The sequence below is a fragment of the Candidatus Cloacimonadota bacterium genome, from assembly GCA_019429305.1.
Lineage (GTDB): Bacteria > Cloacimonadota > Cloacimonadia > Cloacimonadales > JAJBBL01 > JAHYIR01.
This window is the reverse complement of record JAHYIR010000023.1, coordinates 1-21,653: the sequence shown is the minus strand read 5'-3', so window position 1 is coordinate 21,653 and position 21,653 is coordinate 1. Positions and strand designations below refer to the sequence as shown.

Annotated in this window: 18 protein-coding genes; 13 read left to right on the top strand and 5 right to left on the bottom strand. The window is 38.7% G+C overall.

Going from position 1 to position 21,653, the window contains the following annotated elements; all coding sequences use genetic code 11:
* The first annotated feature begins 2 nt into the window (after nt 1–2).
* The 13 genes from K0B81_08015 (at nt 3) to K0B81_07955 (ending at nt 15,787) form a co-directional block, all read left to right on the top strand.
* Nucleotides 3–872: a L,D-transpeptidase family protein gene (locus K0B81_08015; protein ID MBW6516541.1), complete on the top strand. Its 870-nt coding sequence runs from the start codon at nt 3–5 to the stop codon at nt 870–872.
* A gap of 344 nt (nt 873–1,216) precedes the next feature.
* A complete protein-coding gene (gene groL / locus K0B81_08010; GenBank protein MBW6516540.1) occupies nt 1,217–2,851 on the top strand; it encodes a chaperonin GroEL in 1,635 nt (544 codons plus the stop codon).
* Nucleotides 2,852–3,020: 169 nt separating this feature from the next.
* Nucleotides 3,021–3,446 (top strand): 50S ribosomal protein L13, encoded by a 426-nt coding sequence (gene rplM / locus K0B81_08005; protein MBW6516539.1) that lies wholly within the window; start codon nt 3,021–3,023, stop codon nt 3,444–3,446.
* Nucleotides 3,447–3,465: 19 nt separating this feature from the next.
* On the top strand, nt 3,466–3,852 hold the full coding sequence (gene rpsI, locus K0B81_08000; GenBank protein ID MBW6516538.1) for a 30S ribosomal protein S9: 387 nt from the start codon (nt 3,466–3,468) through the stop codon (nt 3,850–3,852).
* A gap of 121 nt (nt 3,853–3,973) precedes the next feature.
* Entirely contained in the window at nt 3,974–5,002 is a 1,029-nt protein-coding gene (rpsB, locus tag K0B81_07995) for a 30S ribosomal protein S2 (protein MBW6516537.1), read from the top strand.
* 121 nt (nt 5,003–5,123) lie between these two features.
* Nucleotides 5,124–5,717 (top strand): translation elongation factor Ts, encoded by a 594-nt coding sequence (tsf, locus tag K0B81_07990; protein ID MBW6516536.1) that lies wholly within the window; start codon nt 5,124–5,126, stop codon nt 5,715–5,717.
* A 1-nt stretch (nt 5,718) separates the two neighbouring features.
* Nucleotides 5,719–6,444: a UMP kinase gene (pyrH, locus tag K0B81_07985; protein ID MBW6516535.1), complete on the top strand. Its 726-nt coding sequence runs from the start codon at nt 5,719–5,721 to the stop codon at nt 6,442–6,444.
* Between the two features lie 22 nt (nt 6,445–6,466).
* Complete coding sequence (gene frr / locus K0B81_07980) at nt 6,467–7,021, top strand: ribosome recycling factor (GenBank protein MBW6516534.1); 555 nt, start codon at nt 6,467–6,469, stop codon at nt 7,019–7,021.
* A gap of 13 nt (nt 7,022–7,034) precedes the next feature.
* Nucleotides 7,035–7,211: a 4Fe-4S binding protein gene (locus K0B81_07975; GenBank protein ID MBW6516533.1), complete on the top strand. Its 177-nt coding sequence runs from the start codon at nt 7,035–7,037 to the stop codon at nt 7,209–7,211.
* A 170-nt stretch (nt 7,212–7,381) separates the two neighbouring features.
* Nucleotides 7,382–8,683, top strand: coding sequence for a phosphoribosylamine--glycine ligase (gene purD / locus K0B81_07970; GenBank protein ID MBW6516532.1), 1,302 nt, complete (start codon nt 7,382–7,384; stop codon nt 8,681–8,683).
* A 201-nt stretch (nt 8,684–8,884) separates the two neighbouring features.
* Nucleotides 8,885–13,852 (top strand): hypothetical protein, encoded by a 4,968-nt coding sequence (locus K0B81_07965; GenBank protein ID MBW6516531.1) that lies wholly within the window; start codon nt 8,885–8,887, stop codon nt 13,850–13,852.
* A 79-nt stretch (nt 13,853–13,931) separates the two neighbouring features.
* A complete protein-coding gene (locus K0B81_07960) occupies nt 13,932–14,942 on the top strand; it encodes a hypothetical protein (GenBank protein MBW6516530.1) in 1,011 nt (336 codons plus the stop codon).
* A gap of 17 nt (nt 14,943–14,959) precedes the next feature.
* On the top strand, nt 14,960–15,787 hold the full coding sequence (locus tag K0B81_07955) for a hypothetical protein (protein MBW6516529.1): 828 nt from the start codon (nt 14,960–14,962) through the stop codon (nt 15,785–15,787).
* Nucleotides 15,788–15,925: 138 nt separating this feature from the next.
* On the opposite strand, the gene lpxK is transcribed toward K0B81_07955, so the two are convergent.
* The 5 genes from lpxK to K0B81_07930 form a co-directional block, all read right to left on the bottom strand.
* Entirely contained in the window at nt 15,926–16,969 is a 1,044-nt protein-coding gene (gene lpxK / locus K0B81_07950; protein MBW6516528.1) for a tetraacyldisaccharide 4'-kinase, read from the bottom strand.
* A gap of 355 nt (nt 16,970–17,324) precedes the next feature.
* The gene (locus K0B81_07945) at nt 17,325–17,921 is read right to left on the bottom strand and encodes a LemA family protein (protein ID MBW6516527.1); all 597 of its coding nucleotides are present in this window, start codon (nt 17,919–17,921) and stop codon (nt 17,325–17,327) included.
* A gap of 59 nt (nt 17,922–17,980) precedes the next feature.
* Entirely contained in the window at nt 17,981–18,487 is a 507-nt protein-coding gene (locus tag K0B81_07940) for a cob(I)yrinic acid a,c-diamide adenosyltransferase (GenBank protein MBW6516526.1), read from the bottom strand.
* A 42-nt stretch (nt 18,488–18,529) separates the two neighbouring features.
* A complete protein-coding gene (locus K0B81_07935; protein MBW6516525.1) occupies nt 18,530–20,680 on the bottom strand; it encodes an ABC transporter ATP-binding protein/permease in 2,151 nt (716 codons plus the stop codon).
* A complete protein-coding gene (locus tag K0B81_07930) occupies nt 20,677–21,588 on the bottom strand; it encodes an ATP-binding cassette domain-containing protein (GenBank protein MBW6516524.1) in 912 nt (303 codons plus the stop codon). The genes K0B81_07935 and K0B81_07930 overlap by 4 nt, the downstream gene beginning before the upstream one ends.
* Between the last annotated feature and the right edge of the window lie 65 nt (nt 21,589–21,653).

The following is a 21,653-nucleotide window of genomic DNA, read 5'->3' as shown; positions in this document are numbered from 1 at the left end:
TAATGATTCTAGCGTCAGAGAATGAGGTTTTGATACCCGATTCATTCTTAAACCTTTACCTTGCCGAGCAGAACGAGTGGACAGTATTTATTGCTGAACTGACTACACAAAAAGCTTATTTAATATCCTTTTCAAAAGAACCTATCTTGTCTCAGATCATCAGAGAGTTTCCCATTTCTTCTGGAAAACAAAAAGGCGCTAAAAGAAGTGAATGGGATCTAAGAACCCCCGAAGGATTTTATCAGATTATTCAATTTCGTCAACAACACACTCTGGAAGATAAGTTTGGGACAGGTGCTTTTATCCTCAATTATCCAAATGAAATAGATAAAATCCTTGTGAAAACCGGTGGTGGGATCTGGATTCATGGTACCGATAGAAACGATTTTATCAACTTTGATTCTGAAGGTTGTATCCGTCTGAAAAATGAAGATCTGACTTTTCTTACAAAATATCTCAACCCGGGGCAAAATCCAGTCTTTATTGTTGATAAAATCGAATGGAAGAGTGAGACTGATCTTATAAGAAAAAAAGATCAGATAAAACAGAGAATCAATGATTGGATTTCATCTCAAAAGGGACAGGATATCTTCCGGTATTTGGATTTTTACCATCCGACATTTTACTCATCTACTTTAAAAATGGATATCGGCAGGTGGACAATTCACAGTAGAGACAAAATGCGGGAAAACAGACTTAATGACATTATTATTAAAGATATGAAGATCATCTATCAGAATAATTATCTGCTAATCCAAGGTGTTGAAGAACACACAACCGAATTAAATACTGATTCCGTGAGTAAGCATATCCTCTGGCAATATATTGATCAACAATGGTTTATTGTTAACGAAGATGTCATAGAAAAGTGATCAAATTCCCTGAGGTGGAAATTATTGATCGAAAATCTAATTTCTTAAACTGCTACAGCAAAACTTATTGTTATACATCGCATAAATTGTGTTTATCTCTCCACGCAATAAGACTTTAACATAGTTATATGTATCCGAATAAATAAGAGCTATTTTTTTCATTCATCCAATGTCTACAAAACTCTGATATTATCGGTATAATAGCTAAAAAAAGGATTCTTCTGCGATAAAAAATATTTTTCATTGACAAAAAAAAGGTTAGATTGTTATTAGCACTCTACAGAGTCAATTGCTAAAACTTAAACTAAATTGATAAAAAATTGTAATTAAGGAGGAAAACAAACATGGCAAAGCAAATGAAATTTGGTCACGAATCACGAAATGCAATCAAAGCAGGTGTTGATAAACTGGCGGATGCAGTAAAAGTTACATTAGGACCTCGAGGAAGGAATGTCGTATTAGATAAGAAATTCGGCTCACCAACGATTACTAATGATGGAGTAACCATAGCCAAGGAGATTGAATTAGAAGATCCTTTTGAAAATATGGGAGCCCAGCTTTGTAAGGAAGTGGCTGAGAAGACACACGATATAGCCGGAGACGGAACAACAACGGCAACCCTTTTAACCCAGGCAATAATCGAAGAGGGATTGAAACATGTTACTGCCGGAGTTAATCCGATGTACTTGAAAAGGGGATTAGAAAAAGCGCTAAAAGTGATTGTCGAAGCAATCAAGAAATCAAGTAAAGAAATAGCTAGCTCAGAAGAGATAGCCCAAATCGCTTCGATATCGGCAAATAATGATCCTGAAATTGGCAAACTCATCGCTGAAGCAATGGAGTCGGTTGGCAATGAAGGTATAATCAATGTCGAAGAAGCAAAATCAATCACAACATACATGGAGAAGGTTGAAGGTATGCAGTTTGATCGGGGTTATGTATCTCCTTACTTTGTTACTGATACCGATAAAATGATCTCAGAACTCGACGATCCTTATATTCTTTTATACGATAAGAAAATCACCGTTATGAAAGACCTGCTTCCAATCCTGCAAGAAATTGCCCAATCCGGAAAACCGCTCTTGATTATTTCTGAAGATATCGAAGGTGAAGCACTGGCAACTTTGGTTGTCAACAAACTTCGCGGAACTATTAATGTTGCCGCTGTGAAAGCTCCCGGATTTGGAGACCGTCGTAAAGCGATGATGGAAGATATTGCCATTCTTACTGGTGGTACAGTCATTTCTGAAGAGTTGGGACGTAAACTTGATAGTGTAACTATGCAGGATTTAGGAACAGCAAAAAAGGTTATCGTAGAAAAAGAAAATACTATTATCAGAGAAGGTGCTGGATCAAAAGCTAATATTGATGCCCGAATCAAACAGATCAAATCTCAAATCGAGGATACAACATCCGATTATGACCGTGAGAAACTACAAGAGCGATTAGCAAAATTGAGCTCCGGTGTCGCTGTTATCAAAATCGGTGCTGCTACTGAAACTGAGATGAAAGAGAAGAAAGCTCGTGTTGATGATGCTTTACATGCTACTAGAGCAGCAGTGGAAGAAGGAATTGTTACTGGTGGTGGTGTTTGTTTAATTCATGCGGCTAAAGCAATAGATACACTCAATTTTAGTAATCATGAAGAAAAAGTTGCTGCCGATATATTAAAGAAGGCACTTTTAGTTCCGGCTTTCAGAATTGCTACAAATGCTGGCGAGGAAGGAGCAGTCGTCGTGGAAAAACTCAAAAACAGTGACGATGTGCACTTTGGTTTCAATGCCGATAATGGTAAGTTTGAAGATATCTATAAAGCCGGTATAATTGATCCGGCAAAAGTAGTCCGCTCTGCTGTACAGAATGCTATCAGTATTTCAGGATTATTCCTGACAACAGAATGTATCATAACTGAGATAAAGGAACCAGAACCACCGGCACCTCCGGGAGGAATGGGTCCCGGAATGGGCGGAATGTATTAATAGGCCAAAATAAATACTAACCCTATAGTCGACACAATAGTTACTTAATTAAGTAGCTATTGTGTCACTTTTTTTATCTCATTTGATGGAAACAAAATTCATCCTTGACATGAAAAGCAGTGGTAAAATATTTTGACACGATAAATAGTAAACTAAGGAGAGAAGCATAATGAAAACGCTTACACCAAAGCAGGACCAAATAATCCAAGATTGGTTTCTAATCGATGCTGAAGGTCAAACTTTGGGCAGATTATCAACAAAAATTGCCGGTTTGCTGCGCGGAAAACATAAACCATATTTTGCACCACATCTGGATACCGGAGACTTTGTTGTGGTAATAAATGCTGAAAAAGTACGGTTAACAGGTAACAAAGAATTACAAAAAACTTATCCGAGTTACAGTGGTTATCCGGGAGGATATAAAGAAATTCCTTTTGCTCGTCTGCAAAGCAAGAAACCGGAAGAAATTATTATCCAAGCAGTAAAAGGAATGTTACCCAAGAACCCTCTGGGAAGAAAATTGATCCAGAAACTAAAAGTATATTCGGGAGCTGATCATCCGCATACAGCTCAGAAGCCGAAAACAATCTCGTGATTTGTACGGAGGAAAATAGATGCAGTATTTTGATGCAGTAGGTCGCAGAAAGACATCTGTCGCTCGTGTTCGCCTGACACCTGGAACAGGTAAAAGATTGATCAATAATCAACAGATAAAGAATTATCTTAATCGCGAAACTTTAGAAATGATTGTTGAACAACCATTAGAAATTGTCCAATTAGCTAATAAATTAGATTTAAAGGTTAATGTTGTTGGTGGCGGTTTATCAGGTCAAGCAGGAGCCATTAGACACGGAATAGCACGCGCATTGATAAAATACGACGAAAGTCTTCGCCCGGAATTAAAAAAGAGGGGCTTACTCACCAGAGATCCACGAATGGTTGAGAGAAAGAAGAGCGGACGTCCAAAAGCACGTAAGAGATTCCAGTTCTCTAAACGTTAATTTTTTAAGAACAAGAAAAATCTCATTGCTGAGTTGCAAGGCGGTGTTCTGCTAATATTAAGCAGGATTGAATTGCTTATATCAGCAATGAAAAGAAAAAAACCGTAAAGAAGGAGTTGTAATGTCAGTTGTATTAATGAAACAATTATTAGAATCGGGTGTTCACTTTGGTCATCAGACCCATAAGTGGAACCCAAAAATGAAGAAATACATTTTTATCAAACGAAACGGCATCCACATAATAGATCTAAAACAAACGGTAGATGCTATCAACGAATCTTATATGTTTATTAAAGAGATTGCTGCCAAAGGCAAACATATCCTCTTTGTCGGCACTAAAAAACAATCCAAAGATGCTATTGAAGCTGCTGCACAAAAATGCGGTGCTTTTTATGTTAGCAACCGATGGTATGGTGGAATGCTAACTAATATGGCTACTATTCGTCGTTCTATTAGTAAGCTTGATTATTATGAACAGATAGTTGAAGATGGAACTATCAATAGTTTCACTAAATTAGAAGCCACAAGGATGAAAAGAAAATATGACAAAATTGTAACGGCTCTTGGTGGTATTCGTGGAATGGATACTATACCGGGTGCTGTAATCGTTATAGATACAATTCACGAAGAGATCGCGGTACATGAAGCGAGAAAACTTGGTATCCCAATAGTCGGTATGGTTGATACTAACAGTGACCCTGATTTGATTGATTACGTAATTCCTGCTAATGATGATGCTATCAGAGCAATTTATCTGATTACAGATATTATTGCCAATGCTGTTATTGAGGGAAGACAAATCATGATGGAAGGGAGTGCTGAACTAACAAAGGAAGAAGCGGGAGAACAAGAAACTGACGCTGAATCTGAAAAACCAGTAAAAGATGATATCGTTGATGAGGAATTACTCTCAGAAATTGAAAGAGAATTTGAAGAAGAAGATGTAGTAGCACTTAAGGGTGAAGATGAAATAGAAGTAAAGAAAGAAGTCATGACAGAACATCAATCTGATTCTAAGAAAGGTAAAGTAACAATTGAAGAAACTATAGAATCAGATGAACCTGCAAAAAAACCTCGTAAAACTAAAGCTACTCCAGCAAAGAAAAAAACTGAAAGCTCTGAAACAGCTGAAAAGACAGCAACAGAATAACTTCGAATCTCAAACAAAGAAACCGTTCTTAAATAATGAACTTATATAGACTAATAAACTACCTAGCTGGTAAAGAATAAAAACTATTATATCTTAATAAAAACAAATCAAGGAGCTATATATGGAAATCACAGCTCAAATGGTCAAAGAGCTACGAGAAAAAACCGGAGTAGGCATGATGGACTGCAAAAAGGCCTTGCAAGCTACTGACGGTAATATGGAAGAAGCAATCAAATATCTGCGTGAGAAAGGTATTAGTAAGGCAGCAACTAAATCTGATCGTGAAGCAAAAGAGGGTAGGATCTATGCCTATATCCACTTTAATAATAAAATTGGTGTTCTGGTAGAAGTCAACTGCGAAACAGATTTTGTTGCCCGTACTCAAGATTTTGAAGATCTCTGTAAACATATCGCCATGCATATTGCAGCAGCAGCACCAATTGCTGTTAGTGAAGCAGATATTGATCCTCAAATCATTTCTCAAGAAAAAGAGATCTATTACAATAAAGCCATCAATGATGGAAAACCGGAAAATATAGCTGTAAAAATTGCTGATGGTCAGGTACAGAAATATCTCAAACAGAATTGTCTACTGTTCCAAGAAGATTATCGTGAAGCTGATAGAACGATACAAGATGTAATCAATGAATCAATAGCTAAAATGGGTGAAAATATCCAAATCGCTAGATTCGCCAGATATTCATTAGGTGAATAATATGTCTGATTTCTTTAAACCCGAAAAAATTCAAAGAATTATTATTAAGATCAGTGGTGAATTCTTAGCCGGCAGCAAGGAAATCGGTTATGATAATGCTATTCTTGAGCAAATTACTGATGATTTAATTGCATTGAAGAAATTGGGTTTGAGTATTGGTATTGTTCTTGGTGGCGGTAATTTCTTTCGTGGTGGTAAAGAAGAAGATAAAGGATTTGATCGAATAACAGGTGATAATGTCGGCATGTTAGTAACAGTCCAGAACAGTCTTATACTTGCCGATTACCTGAATCGTAAGAACTATCATTGTGAGGTCTTTTCTGCTTTGGAAATGGATAAAATTTGTTCTTTTTATACTCCATACAATGTAGAAAATGCTCTCAGTTCGGGAAAGATATGTTTTTTAGCAGGTGGCACAGGTAATCCATACTTTACTACTGATACTGCTGCAGTATTGAGAGCTATTGAACTGAATGCTAATCTAGTTGTTAAAGGAACAAAAGTTGATGGCGTCTATAGTTCAGATCCAATGATTGATAAAGATGCCGAATACTATTCAGAGATTAGCTATGATGAGATTATAGCTAAACGGTTAAATGTTATGGATATGACTGCTTTTTCACTTGCTAGAGATTATCATATCCCGATGAAGATTTTTAACATTACCAAACCTGGAAATCTAAAGAATGCCATCCTTCATAAAAATGTAGGCACTTTTATTTATTGAAATAGGATCACAAGGAGTTTATATGGATAAAGTTATAAAACCTTTAGAAGATAAGATGAATAAAGCTATTGAAACAATGGCTCATAACTTCCTGAAGTTACGAACAGGAAGGGCTAGTGTATCAATATTGGATGATATTAAGATCAATTATTATGGTGAGTTAACCCCAATAAAACAGTTATGTAGCATCTCTACACCAGAACCTCGTTTAATAGTAGTACAACCTTGGGATAAAACTACTCTAACAGATATCGAAAAAGCTATTTTGGCCGCTAATTTGGGTATTACTCCTGAGAATGATGGAAAAGTTGTTAGACTTCCCTTCCAACCTTTGACAGAAGAAAAAAGAAAAGATATCGTTAAACAGATAAAAAAGATAGCTGAGGATAGCAAAATTGCTATAAGAAACATCAGAAGAGAAGGCAATGATATTGCTAAACAGATGGAGAAAGATAAGCAGATATCGGAAGATGAGTTAAAAAAACTACAGGACGATATTCAAGAACTAACTGACAAGTGGATAGAAAAGATATCTGATGCAGCTAAAAACAAAGAAACTGAAGTAATGTCAGTATAATAGGTGAGAATATATGAGATACATCATCACTTCAGAATGTGTTAATTGCGGTGAGTGTTTGGACATCTGTCCAGTCTCCGCCATAATTGAAGGAGAAGACCAATTATATATCACAGAGGCCTGCGTCTGCTGTGGTAAATGTGTGGAAATCTGTCCGGTTGAAGCAATCCGTATAAATAACCAGAAATAATAGAGCTTATAAATATTTGTTTCTTTATCTCAGAAAATCCTTGCCTATTAATTAGACTTTTTCTATTTTGCGAACAACATTTAACCGAGTGGTAATCTGATTATAGGCTATCTCATAAATGACAGATAATCAATCTGTTGACTGTTATAATAATCAAAAGGTTGATCGGTATGAAAGTAATGATCGTTGGTAGTGGCGGCAGAGAGCATGCTATAGCCGAATCAATAGCAAAAAGTAATAGAGTCAATAAAGTATATGTAACACCCGGTAATCCGGGCATGTCTTCTGTTGCCAAACAAATCTCATCACAGGATTTTAAGGATATCTACAACAATGTTCTGGATAAGCACATTGATCTAGTTATTATAGGACCTGAACAACCTTTACAGGAAGGGATTGTTGACTATCTGGAAGATAAAGGTGTAATGGTCATTGGTCCTTCTAAGGAGGCAGCCAAGCTGGAAACCAGCAAAGTTTTTGCAAAATCATTAATGCAGCGTTATAATATTCCTACAGCAGAATACAGAGCATTCTCTGATTATGATCAAGCAACTAAGTATTTGGAACAAATATCTTATCCAACTGTTATCAAAGCTGATGGTTTGGCAGCCGGAAAAGGGGTATATATAGCAGAGAATGAAGATAATGCATTTGCTGCTGTTCAAAAATTAATGCTGGCAAAAGATTTTGGTAGAGCTGGTGAGCAAATTGTCATTGAAGAATTTTTAAACGGTTTTGAGGCTTCAATCTTCGCTTTTACAGATAGCAGAAATTATAAATCTACTATCCTTTCTCACGACTATAAAAAGATCTATGATGGTGATAAAGGACCGAACACCGGTGGTATGGGTGCTTATGCACCAGTGAAAATATCGAAAGAACAGCTTGATACTATAGATAACACCATTTTCAATCCTTTATTGTCTGCACTCAAGAAAGAGTGTATAGAATATAAGGGAGTCATTTATGCCGGTTTGATCTTTACTTCAAAGGGCATAAAAGTATTAGAATTCAACTGCAGATTAGGAGATCCTGAGACACAGGCAGTTCTACCATTAATGAAAACTGACCTTGTTGATATCTGTGAAGCTATTGCCTATAATAGAGTTGAACATCTTGATTTGGAATGGGAAAAGAGATCTGCAGTTAGTATAGTAGCTGCCTCTGAAGGTTATCCCGGTAAATGTGAAAGCAGTAAATTGATCGCTATAGATGACTCTATTGGGGATGATAATTCTCTGAGAATATTTTTCTCTAATGTTGATATGGGGGTAAATGAGCAATCGAGCAACCTGGAGAATGTTGGAATGAGAGATAGAGTACTCTATTCTTCAGGTGGACGAGTTTTAACATTAACTGCCTTAGCATCAACAATCCAAGAAGCACGAACTAAAGCATATAATAGCATAGAAAAAATAAAATTTGATAATATATATTACCGCCGTGATATTGGTCTGCTTAATAATCAATAATGAAACATCGGCATTACGCTAGTGTTATAATGTTATGCTTCTACCTAGCGTAATGATCTGATTGAAAAGAGTCTGATTAATCAGGATGAAACTATACACGGCACTGTTAAAATTTACGTAAAGTAAAAGCCCGAAGTTATGAGGAGGCAGATGGTGTTATTGGATAAAAACGAGAGCGTAAATATACATTTATGTAAAGTATTGAGGGTTCGAAGATTTCCTCAAAAAGCCAGAGAAGGGATCGGTTATTTCTTTACTTGCCTTTTAATGCTATTAGTAATTAGTTCATTCACTAACGTCTATGCTATAACACCTTTTACCATAGTCAATATGACGGAAAGTGAGATCGTTCTGCAGTTCAGGATGCCGGATTATGAACTTGTTCCGCTAGAAATTGAAGGGATTGTTTACCACATTATAAAAGGCAACTTTAGTGGTTATCATTACGAAGAGGGGTATCCGGATATTCCATTCTATAGTGAAAATATTGGTATTCCTGTAGATGGAGATATTCAGATTATGGTACAAAACATCTTAACCGAGAGAGTTTCAGATGTAGTGATCTATCCAGTAGAGAAATTAGAGACAGATGGTTATGAAGTAAATCAGAGTTTTTTCCGGGACAGAACTGTTTATAACAGAAATGATCTTTATCCTGAACAGATATTACAACAAGGCATCACCGGCTTTGCTGGAGATCGCCGTTTTGCCAGTTTTGTTTTTAATCCAATCCGTTTTCATCCCCATAACCGGCAATTGTCTATAATCAGGGAAGCAACAATATTGATCAGCATTTCAGGTGATAAAACGATAAGCCGGGACTGGATTCCGGGTAGAAACTATATAGACAGGGCAGGGGAAATGTTCTTTTTGAATGAAGAGTATTCCCGAAATTGGCGAAAACCACGTAATTTCAACCCTGATCATGAACCGATCCGTTCTTACGGTATAAATGCTATCCAGTTCTTTGTTGATAGTGAAGGGATCTATAAGGTGACTTATGAAGATCTGGCAGATATCATTAGCCAATGGGAAGAAGAGGAACTATTCCCGGTCAATATTGATCTAGACCTGCTTGATCCTCGTCATCTACAGTTAGAGAGTAAAGACGGGATCGTTCCGATACATTTCATTGGAGAGAGAGACGGTTCTTTTGATCCGGGAGACTATTTCGAGTTTTTCGGAGATAAAAACCAAGGAAAGACCGGCTATTCCGATACTTATACTGCCGAAAATGTTTATACTCTGAAAATTATCGAGAATTGGGGTGCCAGAATGTCGGTAGAGAATGGTGGTATCAGGGAGACCAATCCAAGTAATTATATCCTACCCACTTCCTACGAACAAACGGTACATTTTGAAGAACAGAATGCCCATTATCCCTTAGGACAATATTCACCAGCTCCCCGCGAGGATCTTTGGTTTTGGAGAACCATTCGGGCACCGGATCTTAATGTGACCTCTTTTAATTTAGAGTATCCTCATCAGACACATATCCGGGCTTTCTCTGCTACAGTATGCCTGGTTGGATTAACCTATATGGCTGGTACGACAAATGATCACCGTGCCCGGGTCAGGATCAACTCATCTTTTATCAATGATCATCGTTGGACCGGACAAACTCAACGACTCTTTACCAATGTTGACCCTATTCCGAATTTCTATCTCAATCATGGTGAGAACTTTCTCTATATTGATATGCCGGGAGATACTCCCAGCGGTATAACAGAGACCATTCTTTTTGATTATTTTCATCTCACTTATTGGCGGGAATACAAAACCGACTCAGATTATATCCGGTTCACACGCCCTTTTAGCCGCCCTTTGGGGCTTTATCAATTTGAGCTAAATAACTTCTCTATTGATCAGATATCGGTCTATAAGGTAAATTCCGGATATATGGAGAACCTACAGATCGAACCATTCTCTGAGACCGGAGGAGCACCTTATAAAGTAACTTTCCAGGATGAAGTTGTCGCTCACAATATTCAATATGTTGCTTTGACTGAGGATCAGAAAAAGATTCCGAAATTCATCCGTCCAAGAGCTGCCTCTGATCTGAGAAATCCCAATAATGCTGCTGATTATATCATTATAACGCCAAGGATATTCGTACACAATGAGGGTACTCAGCTCTTTAAAACATTCTGGGAAAGTCGGGGATATCTGGTCGAGATCGTAGATCTGCAAAGTATCTTTGATGAGTTCAATTACGGGATCCGCTCAGCCGAAGCAATTAAGGACTTCCTTACTTATGTTTATCATAACTGGTCTATTCCAATGACTCATGTTCTCCTATTAGGGAAAGGTCTTTTCGATGAGAGAGATTTTAGTGTCCATAGATCGATCAATCACATCCCTTATAAGAATATCTGGACTCCCTCTGTAGGAGCTACGCCAAGTGATAACTGGTTTGCTTGTATCATCGGGGACGATGAAGTTCCTGATTTTAATATCAGTCGTATTACCGTCTGGAATGAAAATCAGATCCTGCCGGTAGCAGAAAAAACGATCCACTATATGGAAAACCCTAATTATCCAAACCCCTGGCAAAGCACGATCACCCTTGCCGCAGGTGGTAAAGTAGCTGAGGGTGAAATGTTCGCCCAGTATAGTGAAAGTATCCGCAAAATTTGGATACCGGAGGATTACAACGTTATCAGGGTCTATACCAACACACAAACCCTACCCAGTCAGTATCTGGGAGGCACCTTCAAATTAAAAAACAGTTGGGATGCCGGTACTCTTTACGTCCAGTTCTTTGGTCATGGGGGTGGCAGGATATGGGCAGATTACAATCTACTCAATAATAATGATATTTTAACACTGAATAACGAAGACTATCCGTTCGTTAATTCACTCTCCTGTTACCCTGCCGACTTCTCCAGACCGGGATCAGGTAGTATTGGAGAGACAATGATCCTCACTCCGGATAGAGGAGCTATTGCCCATTTTGGCACTTCCGGTCTGAGCTATACCAGAGCTAATGAGACCTTAGCTACGCATTTGACAGAAGCGCTGTTTCACAGGAATTTGGGTAATTTCGGTGATATCGTATCCTATACTAAAGCAAGGGTCTTTTCTACGGTCTCACCAACAATCCGTTTAGCCATGACTCATGGAGCAGTGATGTTTGGTGATCCTATGGTTAGCTTTGACCTTCCTGAAGAAAGAGTACATATCGAGCTGAATAAATATAACATCACTGAAGGGGATACACTACTCATAACAGTTCAGATGCCGGATGACATACTTTATGCTCGTTTTCTGATCCAGAACGAACATGAGATAACCCTCAATGTTCCTTTTGACATGCCGGTCATCAATGGAGTATATCAGGTTGATTATGTCGTGCCCTCAGTTGCTCAAAGCACTTACCAAAGATTGGTAAAAATCTACGGTTATGGATTAAATCGACAGGTTCTGGGGATGACTAATTACACAGTCGGTAAGGCAGCCGTCGTTGATAATGTTACTATCCCTGAAACAATAACAGCTTCTGATCCTATCCACATTGCCGCCCGATTCTTTGATGAAAGTGGTATCCAATCAGTAGTTTGCAGGATCGGAGCAAATGAGCGTCCAATGATCTATAATGCTGATGAAAACAGATACATAACTGTTACACCCTTTAACCCGATGAACCCCTCTTTTGATCCTTATGAATACTATTTCATTATAACAAACGGCAATAATCAAGTAATAACCTCAAACCGTTTCAACTTTAGTGTCTTGGCTCCTGATCTGGCAGTCTATTATCTGGAGTTATCCAGTTTCGAAAACCAACCGGCAGTAAAGGTCAATATCAGAAATTTCGGACAGATCGCTTCTCCCCCTACTATAGTCAGATTAACAAAAGTCATTGACGGGGATGATACTTTCCTTAATGAGAAAGATATACAGGCAATTGATCCTTTGGATGATATCTGGATCTATATTCCGTTTGAACCGCTGCAGGATGATTTACGCTTTCGGGTAAGAGTCAATCCTAACAGCGAATTTGCCGAGCTTGATCTGCTGAACAACTTTAAACTATCTGATCTCCTGACCCTTAACATGTTCTATGCCGGGGTGGAAGAAATCAGTGTCATGAGTTCTGATAAAAATTTACTATGTAAGATCCCAGCTGGGCTCTTCGCCGAAGAGACGATCTTCTACATAAATAGTAGTCCTTATAAAATACCGGATAATCAACCGGATGTTCATAAACTCGCCTTGTTGAATCAGAGCTTATCCCATACATATCAGATCGGCATCTTCAATGAAACTCTGTTTGCCGATACATTAGGTACTTTGCCGGATGATAAAAAGATCACTTTGACAATGAATTATGACCCGGAAGATCCGGAGATCCAGTTCTGGGAAAATGAGAACCGATTCGCTTTCTATCGTTGGCAGACAGGATACAATAAGTGGATCCATCATGGTGGTTTTACTTCAACAACCAATAACCATGTTTATCAGGATTTGCGAAGATTGGGTACTTATACTATTCTGCGTAACAATGACCAAAAAGCCCCGACAATCAGAGCGAACGTGCAGGATCAGGAGTTTACTTACGGAGGGTACGTCTCGGGAACAGGTATCATCTCCTTTACTCTGTCTGATGCGAATGGCATTGATATATTTGATCAGGGGATCGAGATGTTTCTTAATGGTGTCTTGGTTGATCAGGCAGAATATACAATTTCTGCTAATCCGGGAAACTTAACCTCAATTCCTATAAAACATCAGTTAAATCTCGATGCCGGAAATTATACACTCTCTATCTCTTGCGCCGATGTAAACGGAAATTTTCAGGTACGAGATATAAACTTTGTTGTTAATACGACATTCGATGTCATTAATCTGGCTAACTACCCCAATCCGGTCATTACTACAACGATAGACCCGGTAAATCAAAATCGTACCAGATTTACCTATGTGCTCACTGATGATGCCGATGATGTCAAGATCAGGGTCTATACGGTTAGTGGCAGGTTAGTTAAAACTTTCGATAATCTCCCTACCGGTGTCGGATATCATGAATATCCACGAACTGTTTTGGGATGGGATTGCCGTGATGAATCCGGTATATTCCTTGCAAATGGTGTTTATTTTTACAAAATCACTGCCCGTAGAGGGAGTAAAACTATTGAACGAACACAAAAAATGGCTATTGTCAGATGATCAGAAAAGATAAAGCATACATATTGGGACCATTTGAGTGTTTCAACGATGATTATGCCTCTGGCATAATGGAGGTTTTATGAAAAAGATCGGCATACTGCTTATGATTGTATTAGGTATAACTTTCCTCTCTGCAGGAAGATATGCCGGAGATTTTTTGGAAATAGGATCCGGTGTCAGAGCGATCGGAATGGGTGGTGCCTTTTCAGCGATCGCCAATGATGGCTCGGCGATCTACTGGAATTCTTCCGGTATCTCTCAGCTTAAAAGGATCGAGATCGGCCTGATGAGAGCTTATTTATACGAAGGGTTAGCTTACTACGATCATATTACTTACTGCCAGCCATTGCCTAATGATGTTACTATCGGTTTGAACTGGACAAGGTTAACCATTCCCGATATACCTGTCTTTTCTGAGCAGCATCTCGTTGGCACAACTATAGATCAAAGAGTTACCTTCCCCGATCTGCAACTTACCGCTGTCCCCGATGCAAAATTCACCAGTACTGACGATATAATTCAATTTGCCTTCTCTAAAAATATTCAGCATGACCTTGCACTCGGTTGGCTCTTCTTTGAGTTACCGGTAGATATCTACTTTGGTGCAAACATTAAATACCTTTCCAGAAAGATCCAGGATTACAGCGGTACCGGGACAGGCTTTGATATCTCTGTATTGACCCGTCAATACCTTTATAGATGGTTCGACGCCAGATGGCTGGGAACTCTTTCCATTGGAATAAATGTACAAGACATAGGAGGTACATCAATTTCATGGGATACGATCTCCCGACAATCTGATGAGATAGTGATGAATACCAAACTTGGTTTTGCTTACGAACAACCCTTGGAAAGAATCAAATCGACACTACTCTTAGCCACTGATACTGATTATCACGTTTACGGTCAAAAACAACGCTGGGGTATAGAATATACTTATGACAAGCTTATCAGTGGCAGATTTGGTTATTATGATGATAATCAAGCAGCCGGTTTATCGCTGATGATGTTCGATGTAAGTGTGGATTATGCTTTTATCACCAACGATCTGGGTAATACACACCGGATTGGATTAAGAGCTTATTTCTAAGACGGAGGAAGGATAATATGAAAATGGGGAATAATAAAATTCTTCGCTTAACTTGGCTTTTCTTGTCATTAACGGCATTGTTACCGTTGTTATTAGTTAGTTGCTCAGGTAAGGAGACCTTTGCAGTTGATACCACACCCCCACTACCGGTTATCCTGATCCCTCATCTGGGCGATACCGGCGACAACATACTCGTTGGTGGGGTCTTGGTAAATGATACAAATAATGGCATAGACACTGTTCCAGATAATGATTGGATACGGCTTCAATGGCAGACAGTTATTGATCCGGATTTATCATACCTGAAAATATTCCGTTATGGCGATTATGCCCCTACTCCAGTTGATATTGATTCTCTCTCTCGTGCTCAGGTTAATCTCAATGAATATCTCGATAACAGGTTGCATCAACAATCTAATGTTATCGGTCAAACTTGGTATTATTATATACAGGGATATGACTTAGCAGGAAACTACAGTGTGTCCGATACTGTTAGTTATAAATTACTCGAAAAACCTCTTTTACTCAGTCCGGGACCGAATGCTACCGTTTCTTTAACAGAACCGATTGACTTTCAATGGTGGCGAACAGGTGATTCCATAGAATTCAGATTACTGGTGTTCGTTAATGATGATCAGTACTTTTGGCATAGTGATTTTTTTGTCGATTCTGATGTTGAAGACGATATTTTAACTTTAACCTACTCGGGACCTAGTCTGGATAATTTCGCTAATATCGTCTGGCGAGTTGACTCCTTTGCTGATATAGATCATGAACTACATCCGGAAGGGATCGCGATGAGTGGTGCTGAATCAAATGAAAGAGTGTTGTATCTTACTCCCTGACAGAGTAACCTCTTCAGGATAAAGAAGTACATAATATATTGGATTATTTTTAGGACATATTTTGAGAAAATATTAGAGAGCCGCGGGCACGGCTACAGCCGTGCCCGCGTTTACCTACTGTTTAATTAGTATTTATTCTTAAATCTGCAATAATTTCTCTTCACAGAGCATGATCAATAACTCTTCGTCCGGAGATTCTAATTCGATATTTACTGAAGCTAAAGGTAATGAATCGGAATATTTATTAATTTTGATAAAATCTTTCTCTGTCGTCAAGAGCAAATCAAATCTATTTTTTATCTCTTGAATCATTCTCTCGAGTTTTTTGTTGTCTTGATAATCATAGTGATCGGGAAAGCAAAAATGTTTTTCATACTTTAGTCCAGCCATGGTTACTGTCTGTTCAAATGATCTCGGTTGTCCTATGCCTGAAATAAGAGCTATCCTTTTATCTTTTAATGAATCCGGAGATAGCGTTTCACCATTGGGTAGTGTGATATTGAACATCTGATAATCAACTCTGATTATCTTCTTATTGAATCTCTGCAGTATGCCGGGTACTTCGTCGGTACCGTTGTAAACAAGACAGTCCGATTGATACAGTGCTTTTATGGGTTCTCTTAATATTCCTGCCGGCAAGACAAAACCATTCCCAAGCTTTGTTTGAGAGTTAAAGAGTACAAACTCAAGATCCTTTCTTACTTTTAGATGTTGAAAAGAATCATCGAGAATAATTAAATCTAAGTCCGGAAACTCATTTTGGAGTATTATTATGGATCTTTTTCTGTCTCTGCCGACAATAACGGGAATACCCGACAGCTTTCGAGCAATTAAGATCGCTTCATCTCCCGCTTGGGGGCAATCGTATCTGAGCTTTTCCCTGTCTGATATAAGAAGGTTGGTCTTTTCGTACTTTCCTTTGTATCCACGGTGAGAGACGGCTACTTTATACCCTCTTAGTGTTAGTAATTTAGCTAAGTATATAGTGAAAGGTGTCTTGCCACTTCCACCACTGACGATGTTTCCAACTGATATGGTCTTAATATCGGCCTTAAAACTGCTGAAGATTCCTGTTTGGTAAGCTTTCCTTCGCATGACTAAAATCAGTGAGAAGCTCAGAGAAAACGGGTAGAGCAGGTAGTTAATGATCGTTTTTCTGTATAATAATTTATCCCATCTCATAAAGTGTTTGAGTTAACTTTTGCTAAAGTTGCATTAAAGCAGATGCAGTGTCTACCCTTTTTATCGAAAGGTCGAAAGCAGCCACAAGAAAGCAATTTCTTCTTTGTCATCTCGACTGGAGAAAGAGTTACGGTAGTAAGTCTTTCGTAATGGAGAGATCTCAACACCGACCAGAGTATTAAAAAACATAATGTAGATTCCTTTACCAGCCACCGTGATGAGATGTCTCGACTACGCTCGACATGACAAAAGGGGAGGGTGCTTCGCTCGACATTACACATGGGTGATAATAAACCCCTCATTTGACCCGTTTTGTTTTTTTCAGGCTAATTAGTCAAATGAGGGGATTATGTAATTAAAACTCAACAGTTGGTGCAACTTGTGTTTCTTCTGGAGCTTCAAAGAATTGAGCTCTTTCCAGATTGAACATACCGGCAATCATATTATTCGGGAAGACAACTATAGTTCGATTATACTCTCCTACAGCTTCGTTGAATCTTCTTCTCTCTACAGCGATCCTGTTTTCTGTTCCGGCTAATTCATCCTGTAATCTGATAAAATTTTGATTAGCTTTTAGCTCAGGATAAGCTTCTGTCACCATTAAGAGTCGTTGCACAGCACCGGCTAAAGTATTTTGCGCTTCTTGAAATCTTTGGAATGCTTCCGGGTCATTTAGTAAATCTTCTGAAACTTCCATGATCCCACCGACTCTGGCTCGAGCTTCTGTGACGGCTCTAAAAGTCTCCTGTTCGTGAGCTGCATATCCTCTGACCGTTTCCACTAAATTTGGTATCAAATCAAAACGACGCATAAGCTGTGTCTGAACATCAGCCCATCCCTGATCAATATTAACCCTTAACTGTTGCATTCTATTATATCTGCCAATAAACAGACCGACAAATATTATGATGACAACTATGATGATCAAGAGTACTATAAGTAAGTTTTTCATCTTCGACCTCTCCTTTTACTTTATTGTTTATTAAGTTTCCCGACAAGAATATATCGGATCTAAAACTCAAAGCCCTTTCTGGCTTTAACCCCTTTTGGGTAGTAATGTTTTACTTCTTTCATTTCAGTAACCAGATCAGCTTTCTCGATAATTTGGGGATGAGCTGATCTACCGGTCATTATTATTTCTGACTGAGTTTTAATATCTAAGAGTTTTATTTGATCCCCCAGATCGATCAAACCCCAAGCTACAGCAACATTTATTTCATCAAGAACAATTAAGTTATACTGATTACTATTAATGGCTTCACGCGCTTTTGTCAGAGCTGCCTGTGCCTCATCAAAATCAATGACAGAAGGGTGCCCCGGTTCGATCAATTTATCAGTTCCAAACTGAAAGATATCTATCAATTCGATCTTTTCATAAAATCGAATCTCACCATAAGAGATATTCTTCTTCATAAACTGGATCAAACAGACCCTCTTCCCATAACCCAACATTCGCGCTATAGATCCCAAAGCAGCCGTGGTTTTACCTTTCCCATCACCAGTATATATCTGAACCATTGCATCCCCTTTTTTTCTTGGATTTAATCATCATCTTCTTATCTAAGCATATTGCAGCTGATAGAGATCATAGTAGAGATTTTTATTGGCAATAAGCTCGTTGTGATGTCCCTCTTCAACAATTTTACCTTTATGAAGAACGATAATTCTGTCAACATTTTGAATAGTAGAGATCCGGTGGGCAATAATGATCGAAGTTCTATCTTTCATGACTTTTTTCAAAGCGTCTTGGATCAGGATCTCAGTTTCTGTATCAATATTGGAAGTGGCTTCATCGAGAATGAATATTGCCGGATCATAGGCAAGCACTCGGGCAAAGGCAATAAGCTGTCTCTGTCCGACCGAGAAAGTGGCTCCTCTTTCCATCACGGGTTCATAATATCCGTGAGGTAAATGACTGATAAATCTATCAACATTTACATACTTACCAATGCGGATTATATCCTCATCGCTTAAATTCCTGTTATTCAAAACAATATTATCTTTAATAGTCCCAGAAAAGAGAAATACATCTTGCTGTACTATCCCGACATTATTACGTAAGTCATCAATAGAATACTCTTTGATGCTTTTACTATCCAGCAGAATTTCACCTCTTTGGAAGGGATACATTTCTCCTATCAGATTAATTATCGATGTTTTGCCGGAACCGGTATGACCAACCAGAGCGACCTTCTCCCCTGCTCTGACCTTGAAAGAGATATCTCGCAAGACAAAGCCATACTCTTCGTCATTAGCCCTTTGCTCTTCGCCCCTCGCCCCAAGGGGCTGATTATAAGTAAGCCAGACATTTTTGAATTCAATCTCACCCTTCAATTTCATTCCTGTTGTTTTTTCTTCCCGATATTCTTGGGGATCTTTTGCCATCAGATCAAATACTCTTTCTGCTCCGGACATAGCCGCCTGTAGAATATTGAACTTCTCACTGAGATGATTTACTGGTTCAAAGAATCTCTCCATATACCTGATAAAAGCCATTAACATTCCTAAAGTAAGAGCATTTCTAAGGATCTGACCTCCACCATACCAGAGAATAATGGCAATAGCAATATGTCTGGAAATGCTGATCAATGGTCTGAAGATAGCGAAGAGTTTTAACTGTGCCATCGAAGCTTCGTAATACTTCTGATTGATCCTCGCAAATTGACGGCATTTATTAGAAAATTGATTAAAAAGCTGAATTACTTTTATACCGGAAATATCTTCTGCCAGGGCAGCATTGAGCATAGCTACTCTTTTCCTTACCTCCCGATAAATGATCCGTGTTTTATCCTTAAAATATCGTACCAGTATATAAACAAAGGGAACAATGGTAAAACTCACTAATGCCATTCTCCAGTTCAGAACCAACATCATGATGACAATTCCGATCAGAATGAGGATATCCTGTAGCATATTAACAAGTCCCTCACTGAGCAACTCATCTAAAGCTCTGATATCGGTCGTCACTCTCGTAACTAATCTCCCGACCGGATTTTTATCGAAAAAGGATAACGGCATCTTTTCCAGATGCACAAAGGCGTCCTGGCGCAGATCAAACATGGCTCTTTGAGCGGCATAATGTGTAATATAGACCTGATAGTAATGAAAGATCAATCTTAAAATTATCAAAATAAAGAAGATCATACCCAGGATATAGAGATAATTTTTTGATCCCTGCCGTAAGATACTGATCTCATCTCTCTCTAATTGGTCTAAGACAACTTGAGATACTGCCAGGTTTTCCTTGGAAAGAACATAATAAGGACTGTTTTCTAATATTGTACTGTTCTCCTGAGTATTGGGAATAAGAAAATAATTGTCGGTAGCAAACTGTCCCCGCTCTTCGAGATGTGTAAGTTCGGTTCGGTCAAAGAATATTCTCTGATCTGAGCTGAACACAATATAATGATGAGCGTCATAAGAATGAATATCAAATTTCACAGTTCCATATCTATTGGTAAAATCATTGAATTCCTCCTGATTATCAAAGAATATGACATTTTTAGAGGGCACAATATGCTCATCAACTGCAGTTTTGATGATCAGGGGGAGTGCTAATTCAGCAGCAGTGATCATAAATAGCAGAAGGAAGGAGATAGCAACATATAGCCGATATGGTTTCAGATATCTGATAAGTTTAGTGATCAACTTTCCGTCGTATATTTTCGTCTGCAGGGTATCAGCAGTTAACTCAAAATGTTCTTCGTTCATACTCTCTCTTCGATCCTCTCTTTTATCTTTTGCTTCTGATAGAGATCCCAGTAAATTCCTTTCTTTTTCAGCAGTTCATAATGAGTTCCCCTCTCAACGATCTTCTTTTCATCCAGAACAATGATCTTGTCCGCATGACGTAGTGAAGAGATACGATGAGCAATAATTATTGTAGTTCGCTCTTTTCGTAACTCTATGAGACGAGTTAGCAGGTTCTTCTCTGTCTTGGTATCAACTGCCGAAAGTGAATCGTCAAGGATCAGGATATGGGGATTTGCCAATATTGCTCTGGCTATCGCTATGCGTTGCTTTTGCCCTCCGGATAGAGTTACCCCTCTTTCTCCTATTACAGTATCAAACCCTTTTTCCAACTCCAATATTTCATCATATATCTGAGCTATTTTGGCAGCATCCTCTACCTCTTCTCTCTGCTCTTCGCCCTTAGCCCTTAGCTCTTCGCTCTTAGCCCTTAGCTCTTCGCCCTTAGCCCTTAGCTCTTCGCCCTTCCCGAATAGAATGTTATTCGCTATGGAATCAGAGAAGAGAAAGATATCCTGAGGTACCACCACAATATTTTTACGCAATACTTCCAACGGTATGGAGTAAATTTCATGGTCATCAATAAATATTGTATTATGTGGTGGGTTATAAATTCTGGTCAGGAGATCCACTAAGGTAGATTTCCCGCATCCCGTTCTACCTACAATAGCTAAGGTATTATACGCCGGGAGTTTAAATGAGATATCATCCAATACCAACTCCAGAGGTCTTACCTCTGGCAAACTCAATCCCTCGCTCCCTGTCACCCTGAGTGCCTCGACTCTTTTGTCGAGGTGTATCGAAGGGGTGGAAGTATCCAACCGAATGTGTGTATTCTTCCATCTGTGTCTATCAGATCGTTGTAAGATTCACCTGATGTTGCCGGAGTTGCAACTTCGTGCGCTTCAAGCGTGGTATGGTCTAAGATGACTTG